This window comes from Candidatus Desulfolinea nitratireducens, from assembly GCF_982879505.1.
Window position 1 is genome coordinate 1 of the sequence record NZ_CEYOSI010000201.1, and the last position, 6303, is coordinate 6303.

General features: G+C 44.8%; 8 protein-coding genes. 2 read left to right on the plus strand and 6 right to left on the minus strand.

Translation table 11 applies throughout. From position 1 onward, the window contains the following. Nucleotides 1-14: 14 nt before the first annotated feature. Complete coding sequence (locus tag AC3DOM_RS14425; RefSeq protein ID WP_487919754.1) at nt 15-101, plus strand: SCP2 sterol-binding domain-containing protein; 87 nt, start codon at nt 15-17, stop codon at nt 99-101. A 94-nt stretch (nt 102-195) separates the two neighbouring features. Here AC3DOM_RS14425 and AC3DOM_RS14430 read toward each other — a convergent pair whose 3' ends face one another. From AC3DOM_RS14430 to AC3DOM_RS14440, 3 genes are all read right to left on the minus strand, one after another. Further along, complete coding sequence (locus tag AC3DOM_RS14430; RefSeq protein ID WP_487919747.1) at nt 196-525, minus strand: hypothetical protein; 330 nt, start codon at nt 523-525, stop codon at nt 196-198. A gap of 364 nt (nt 526-889) precedes the next feature. Continuing rightward, complete coding sequence (locus AC3DOM_RS14435) at nt 890-1396, minus strand: nitroreductase family deazaflavin-dependent oxidoreductase (protein WP_487919748.1); 507 nt, start codon at nt 1394-1396, stop codon at nt 890-892. A gap of 16 nt (nt 1397-1412) precedes the next feature. After that, nucleotides 1413-3044 carry a thiamine pyrophosphate-dependent enzyme gene (locus tag AC3DOM_RS14440; RefSeq protein ID WP_487919749.1) on the minus strand — a complete coding sequence of 544 codons (1632 nt, stop codon included), beginning with the start codon at nt 3042-3044 and terminating at the stop codon, nt 1413-1415. A 108-nt stretch (nt 3045-3152) separates the two neighbouring features. Between AC3DOM_RS14440 and AC3DOM_RS14445 the strand changes: the two genes are divergently transcribed. Further along, nucleotides 3153-4397, plus strand: a complete 1245-nt coding sequence (locus AC3DOM_RS14445; protein ID WP_487919750.1) for a GNAT family N-acetyltransferase — start codon at nt 3153-3155, stop codon at nt 4395-4397. Nucleotides 4398-4416: 19 nt separating this feature from the next. Here the strand turns inward: AC3DOM_RS14445 and rsmD are convergent, their stop codons facing one another. The 3 genes from rsmD to AC3DOM_RS14460 form a co-directional block, all read right to left on the minus strand. After that, a complete protein-coding gene (gene rsmD / locus AC3DOM_RS14450) occupies nt 4417-4983 on the minus strand; it encodes a 16S rRNA (guanine(966)-N(2))-methyltransferase RsmD (RefSeq protein WP_487919751.1) in 567 nt (188 codons plus the stop codon). A gap of 6 nt (nt 4984-4989) precedes the next feature. Continuing rightward, nucleotides 4990-6000: a uroporphyrinogen decarboxylase family protein gene (locus AC3DOM_RS14455; protein WP_487919752.1), complete on the minus strand. Its 1011-nt coding sequence runs from the start codon at nt 5998-6000 to the stop codon at nt 4990-4992. After that, a partial coding sequence (locus AC3DOM_RS14460; RefSeq protein WP_487919753.1) for a hypothetical protein occupies nt 6000-6303 on the minus strand: 304 nt, incomplete at its 5' end. The genes AC3DOM_RS14455 and AC3DOM_RS14460, both read right to left, overlap by 1 nt.

The window sequence follows — 6303 nt, forward strand, 5'->3', positions numbered from 1 at the left end:
GCGAAGTGGATGGTATGGCGGCCTTTATGCAGGGTAAGCTGAAATTAGCTGGCGATTTGAATCTGGCGATGAAACTGACACAAATGTTTAAAATAAAGTAAAAACCTGGTATTCTGGAGAAAAAACCGGGGTTTATTCTATTTTATTAGAATAAGCCCCGGTTTGCTAATTGGAGCGTTGTGAGTTTTATATCGTTTACATCTTATCCTTCCAGAGTTGAAAAAGCAAAATTATTTCAGCGATCTTATCGATCGGGCCGAGTGGCAGTGTCCAGTCCCCGCTCATCGCTGCCCATATCCCGTAAAAAAGGATAGTGACTGTTGTATATCCAAGATAAATTTTTCTGATCAGGCTTCTGCGGGAAGCCAGTTGCGGGGCGAAAAAATAAGCCCAAACCAGGGCAAAATACCCCAATCCATTCAGGAGAAATAAAATCCGAATCTCCGGATCTGCAGCTGCGCGTGAAAAATGAACGCCGGCCGTAAAGGCGGTCAGCGCAATAATTTGGTTCATGCGTGAAAACATAATGGATCCTCCAATTTGGGTAATACGGGTAGAAACCTTATGGCAGCTTATCGTTATGATGCCTGAGCAGTGCATGGGCTATAAAAAAGTCAGGGTGACGATGACCGCCGATCCTGTGAATTAGGCCAAAATCTTTACCCGCGAATTTTGTAAACCCTGCTGCTTATCTCGAGAGATTATCTTCTGTTCGACGAGAAAGATCACTTCAATACCTATTGCGAATTATTGCCACTCCCAAGGGAGAGCAAGTCCCAGAAGAATTTTATAGCTGAAATCAATTAGGAATTTCAATTAAGTTACCTTTCTGATTGCACGAAGCAACTTCACGGAGGTAACGCAAATGGGAAAACTTAGGTTCGAGTACTCAACCTTTTGGCGATAATATGAACATCGGTATTTTTCTTGATGTGATCCGTTTCTTGTATTCGGCATACCCCGGATACATTCTGACCGCGATAATCCAATATTCCTCGCGTTCTGCATAGGTTGCATCCCTTGCGATATAGTGCCCCTTCTCCTTGCCAATGGATAATTGAGCCTCTTTATTTTTCTTTAAATTGTAATACCAACCAGGATGGTGTTTCTGCCCCCAATTTGAAGCAATCAGAAAGATCTTTCCATCTTTTATGACTCCGAGCAAAGGGACAGTGCGCGGCTCCCCGCTCCTGGCGCCGATAGTTGTTAATACGATCACTGGAATGCCGGATAAAATGCTTGTTAGAGAGCTGCTGTTTTTTGTGAGTTTCAATACTGCTTTGTCCAAAGGATGAAGAATTCGGGAAGATATTCTTGCTCCTATTTTTGACGAAGTGAAATTTAACAGCGCCTTTTGGATCCAATTACGCTGATATTTATCTTTGTTTTTATCCATATTTCTAGCTCTCCGGTTAAGATTTATCAGCCAGGATTTTCGGCACAACTCTTGCCATGGAAATCTTCACCAACGCCAGACCCTGAAATTCGAAACCTTCCCGGATAGATTTTCGTATTTCGGATTTTGATATTCCTTCTTTCAGGCTGCGAACGAACTTTACGCCGCAGGCTTGCGCAATGTCAGTGATACTCAATTTTAGTGCCTCCTCACCAAAGGCATCCCGGCCTGTCCCCATGGATGGTTGATTTCCCGTTGAGGCTGCGCCGCTATTATCCAATAAGATCATCAGCAAATCCGACTGATTATAGGCGGCATTACAAATAGCAGGAATGGTGGAATGGAAGAAAGCCGAATCTCCGTAGAATGCAACCAGCTTTTCATCGCAACCAGCTTTTGAAAGTCCGCTGGCTACTGCGACAGCCGATCCGATCGCAAATTTGGCGTCCAATTGGTCGGCGACTTTTACCATGCAGCCCGGGTCGGCGATGATTATCGGCTTCTGATCCAGTTCACGGCTAATATCCAGAAGGATTTCCAATATTTCTTCGTAGGCATAATACTGACAATTATCTGTATTGCTGGGTCTTTCAGCTGCTTCATTTACGGCAAGAAAATTTCTCACAGGTTCATATTCGGGGATAAAGGCCTCTAACGTCTTTTGAATATGCCAACGGAATAACTCCCCCTCCCAATTGACATGTCCGCTTTGTTTTCCCCAGATTCTCGGGCTAAGCCCTAAATCATGGAGAACTACTTTGAGTTGGTTTTCTACAAAGGGATCAGTTTCTTCCAGGACCAGAATTTCTTCACAACTGGAAGCAAACTGCTTGATGATTTTCTTGGGTAGAGGGCTAAGACAGCACAGTTTCAGAATGCGGATATCAATTGGAATTTCCTCTCCCAGGACATCCTTGAGTTTTTGAAAGACAAATCCCGCCGCGATAATCCCCTTGGATCCATAACCAATTATTTCATTATGTTGTGTATCGTTTGCCCAGGTCTCAAAATCAGCCAGTCGTTGATGCAATTTTGCATGCATCTCCACAGCATTTCCAGGGTATGGGACAAAACGGTACGTTTCTGCTTGATACCCTTTCGAGATCTGAATGATATTCCCCAATGTGGGATTAAATTCTTCATGGCTTTGTGTGAAGGCACGAGTGATGCGGAGAATAACAGGCAGATTAAATTCCTCTGAAAGATTAAAAGCTTCCTTCATCATTTCAAAGCCCTGGTTGGGAGAAGATGGTTCCAAGATGGGCAACTCCAAAAATGGGACCAGCAGGCGTGTATCCTGATCGTTTTGAGATCCATAAGCGCCTGGGTCATCTCCCAGAAGGATCACCAACCCCCCATTTACTCCCGTTAAATTCAGGCACATCAAGGGATCGACCATCACATTCATACCGACACTCTTGGTGCAAACCAGTGAGCGCCGGCCAGCGATGGATGCGCCAATCGCCATCTCTAGCGCTACCCGTTCATTGGCAGACCACTCAACATAGAGATTATGCTCCTTTGCCATGTCGATCAGGGTGTTCATTGTCCCCGAACTTGGAGAGCCAGGGTAGCTGGTTGTCATGCTGATCCCAGCAGCTATTGCACCGAATGCCAGAGCTTCATTTCCTGTAATTTCTTCACACATATCAATGATCCTCCGCGATTTCATGCGACATTTCCCAATTATATACCCAAGCACTGTTTTTCTTGTTATTATGTGCAGGCACGACAAATATCATTGAGGAGAAAGCAAGTGGATAAAAATCATATCATCAGAAGAGCCAACTCATCGGCCGATGCAGAAAAACTGCATACACTATTTACAGAAGTTTTCCATCCAGATGATGTGGGAACTCTGGCCGCGACCATGTTTAAGCATCTTCCTGGGATGGAAAATAAATACTGGTTTATCGTAGGAGAGAAGCAAACCGGCGATATTATATCTGCCTTTGCCCTCATCCCCTGGGTTTGGGAATTGGAGGGCATCAAGCTCAAGGTTGCCGAAATGGGTATTGTCGGGACCCTTGAGAAATATCGCCGGCAGGGACTAATGAGGATCCTCAACCAGGAGTTTGACAAGACTCTTCAAGAAGATGATTTTGATATTGCAATTATTCAAGGAATCCCCGGGTTTTATGGTCAGTTTGGATACTCATATTCCATCCCTTTGGAAAATCACATAAATCTCCCGCTCCACACAATCCAACCGAAGGAGATAGAGCGTGGATGTACCTTTCGTCTGGCAGGAATAGAAGATATCCCCTTCCTGATGAAAGAGGACGAAATCTATCGGGCGAATTATTCCATTTCAGCATTTAGAGATGAAGCTCATTGGCGCTATATGCTGACCGAGGGTTTAATAACTGAATATGGTTCAGAATTTTGGATCATGGAAAACAAGCAGAATTCGGAAAAAAAATATTGCAGAATTCCCGAAGATGGATTTGGTACTGGCCTGATTATCAGCGAAATCAGCGAGGATATCAGTATCGATGCTTTAGGAAATCTATTCCTCTTTTGCAAAGAGAAGGCCTTGGATCGAGATAAACCCTACATCAGATTAAATTTGCATAACAACTCAAGAGCGGGGAGAATGGCAATCTCTATGGGCGCAAAAGAGGGAACACCCTATGCCTGGCAGATTAAAATTCCTGAGAAAGCGCTTTTCCTCAGAACGATCAAGCCAATTCTTGAAAAGCGTATCATGGCAAGTTCTTTCAGCGGATTCTCCGACAAATTCAGGTTGAATTTCTATAAAAGTACAGTGGATTTAATCTGGAAAAATGGTGAACTTATCTCCGTGAAACCAGGACAGGGAGAATGCCCATTTTCCTTTTCGCTTAGCGACGAGCTTTTCCCTATTCTTTCCTTGGGTTACAGGACTTGGCAGGAGTTGCGCTATATCAAGCCTGATATTTTTCCAAATTCTGAGGGTAGCGCTTTATTTGTTGAGACTCTTTTCCCGCCCAGTAATTCATGGATTTATGAACAATATTGATATGGTTATTGAAGACCCATTATTTTTTCTCGTAAAAAACGAGGAGCGTGCTCCCGTACTTCCGTTGATCAAATTTTTCGAGTGTTTTTAAGACAAGTTCCTGATGTCCGTGAAATTCATTGGGGTGGATTTGAACCACAACCCAACTCTCCTCACTTAGCCAGTCAGGGTTGGCATCTATGCTGAGGAGCGCGCGCAACCACATCTCTTTATATTGTGGTGGAGCGATGTAAATATAGTCGAAGGCGCGGTCTGGGGTGGAGTCGAGAAAAGCAAACGCGTCACCGCGCCTGAATTCGGCTTGGGTATCGTCAAATTTGCAATGTGCCAAATTTTCACGGATCACGTCAATTGCGGAGCGGCTCATTTCGCTATAGCGGACAAAAGCCGCCCCTCGACTCAACGCCTCAATGCCGACTGCCCCGGTCCCGCCGAAGAGGTCCCACCAAATTGAATCTTCCACGTCTGACCCGAGGATATTGAATAGATTTTCCTTGACCCGGTCAGTGATTGGACGAGTCCCTTTCCCGTCCACTATTTTCAGTTTATGTCCTTTTGCTTTTCCGGCGATAACGCGTAAGCTCATGATCTATTATTTCTTTATCGAAGCAACAAAATCTTTTGCGGCGATCAAATTCCCATGGGGTGCAGTAATGGGAACAACGCATCCTGTACCGAGGATAAAACGTTTACCTTCTGTTTGCGCGAAAGCCTCTTCAGCTTCTTTTTTGATATCTTCAGGGGTACCCAGATTCATGGTTTGACGGCTCAATCCCCCGCAAAAAACATGCTTGCTTTGCATGCGCGCTTTTTCCAGTGTTGGCGGTGTATCCCGATCATGCCAGTTAATAATCGGGAAATACGAACCTAAGCCAGATTCATCGATAATATTATTGAAGTATAAATCCTGACCATGAAGATGCAGTAAATTACACCAAAGATTGGCAGCGGGCTCAATGCTTCTTTTATCAAATGGAAGGCCGAATCTGTCGTATTCCTCTGGCGTGAGCAAACTGGCTTGCGCCTGTTGTACGGAATAAAAGATGCCATCCGGTGAGATATTTTTATCAAACACCAACGCTTCGATAAAGCGTTTTGATGTTTCGGTGATTGTCTCAAGGCCTTTTAACACAGCCTCCGGATATTTTCGTATATGGGTGACGATATTTTCCTTGCCCACAAGATATGCGGCTTGAGCCAATGGGCTAAAGATGGTTTGAAGCATGGGTGTTTCGAGGTCCAAATCTGCGCGAATAAACCGAAGGCCAGATAATAATTCTGCCAGATATGGTGCATCCGGTTCAAGGATGGGGAGTTTCTCCCAATCACCCGGTTTTTGGATCACCCATTTTGTATAGCGCCTGGTTCCCTCATGACTGCCTTCCCATTGATCCAATATCCCCCAATCTTTGCAGAAATGAGATGAAGATGGGGTCACTTTGACGAGATCAAAATCGTAGAGGCGTTGGTAGCTCAGAGTTGCTGCTGCCAGGCGCTCGGGAGATTGATCGTCAACAGGGAAGTGTCGCCACAGGGCGATTGGGAGTTGGTCAGTTTTTTCGCCACGCAATGTGGCCTGCAATCGTTCACGATGGGAAAGCATTATTGTATCTCCTTTATTACGCAGAATGTCGCTCCATCTCGCCCAACGGTGATGATATTGGGTGAGTGGCGTTTGACGTTACTTTTCTCGTTCAGCCGAGCTGAGAGTAGCAAATAATCCCCTGTTTTCAATGAGCGATAGGGAATTACATTAATATGATCAGGAGCAAAATAGGCTGCGATTGAGGCTTCACGATGGACGATCAGCGTTCCATTCTGGGGAGCAAACTCGCTGAATTTCTCAACGGCCTCTTTATAACAAGTCAACCAATAATCGGTTTCAAATTCCCCATCCACACCGCTT